The sequence below is a fragment of the Kosakonia sp. SOY2 genome, from assembly GCF_027109175.1.
In the GTDB taxonomy this organism is placed as follows: Bacteria; Pseudomonadota; Gammaproteobacteria; order Enterobacterales; family Enterobacteriaceae; genus Kosakonia.
Map to the genome: position 1 here is coordinate 1 of NZ_JAPVXH010000017.1, position 1,582 is coordinate 1,582.

General features: G+C 49.2%; 1 pseudogene. It reads left to right on the forward strand.

Annotated features, from left to right (window positions below):
• Positions 1-1,162 precede the first annotated feature (1,162 nt).
• Positions 1,163-1,582, forward strand: a pseudogene (locus tag O3S68_RS24375) (hypothetical protein); the annotation flags it as partial.

A 1,582-nucleotide genomic window follows, 5' to 3' on the forward strand; every position in this document is an offset into this window, starting at 1 on the left:
CCTGCTGAATCAGCGGGATGGGTTGAGTGTTAGTGAAATTACCGTTCCCGGAGCCTTCGATCCAGCGAGTGTACCGACCACTGTTAATGTTACGGTGAGAGATAATCCTCACTTTATGATTTACAAAGAGACATGGGATGATGCGAATCATCCGAACGATTCCCCCGGCTTTTACAATATTCGTTATGTCTATTTGCCATATCAGGAATATTTAACGCTTAACCGTACGACGGGGTCGCGTGAAATACAGGTTAATAGCACAGGTGGAGCGGCACGCGTCTCATCAGGCAGAGATTTAACAGTAAATGCGACAACGCTGGATAATCTGGCGAGCTCTGTATTAGCTAACAGAAATATTCAGTTGAGCGGCAGCAAACTGAATAACCAGAGCTATACCGGCGGTGTTTATACCGATCAGCTTGTTTATGAATATAATCTGGCTGGTAATGTACAACTCATTACAAAAACAACATCCAATCCATATAATTATAAGGAAGCAGATGACTTTATTGTTCCGGTCAAAAGTGGAACAACGACGCAATATTATCGATTTAGCTCGAATTCATGGATGGAAAACTACGGGGTCAACGAAGCTGGCAGCGACCTTAATGTAGCGATTAAAGATGCCCCTGAAAATTTAATCATCCTGGATGATAAACATAATGGCTCTGATCTTGATTACACGCCACGCTATGTTGTAAATGCCTTTTCAGCGACATATACATTAAAAGGTAAAGAGTCGAATTTTACTCCCGGAAATATATACCGCTCTGTTATCCAGGCCAGTGGTAACGTCAGCGCAAACTTCAGCAGCAATATCAGCAATACAAATACGACCGCGAATGCCGGTGGTGTCGCGGGAACCCTCACCGCGCCGTCCCTGAATACTCTGAGTAACCAGAACATCAACGGTGGTATCGCGAAACAAAATCTGGTAGGTCCGGTCACCATAAACTCACCGCAGTGGCAGGATCAACTGCAAAATGCCCTGCAGCAGATTAACGGTGGCGGCACGCTGGATAACGCCAGCGCAAATGGTGCCGCGCTGGCAAACATTGGTAGCCAGCAGAAAAGCAGCGCCAGCCTAGGCAGCGCGGGCAGCCTGGCAGGCGCAGGAGTAACAAATGCGGTACTGAAAAATACCAACACCACTCCACAGCAGGGCAAATCCGTCGATACCAGCGCCTACCCGTTGCCGTCCGGTAATAACGGCTACTTTGTGGTGTCGGCTAACCCGAAAAGCCCGTACCTCATCACCGTTAACCCGAAACTCGACGGGCTTGGCCAGTTAGATCCGGCGCTGTTTGGCGATCTGAACAAACTGCTCGGCGTGACGCCATCTGCCGCCCCGCGTGAAACCAGCAGCACCTATACCAATGAGAAGCAGTTCCTCGGCTCTGCCTACATGCTGGATCGCATCAAACTTAACCCGGACCATGACTATCGCTTCCTCGGCGATGCGGCGTTTGACACGCGCTATGTCAGTAACGTTGTGCTGAACCAGACCGGTAACCGTTACCTGAACGGTATCGGTTCCGATCTGGATCAGATGCGTTACCTGATGGATAACGCCGCTAGCGCA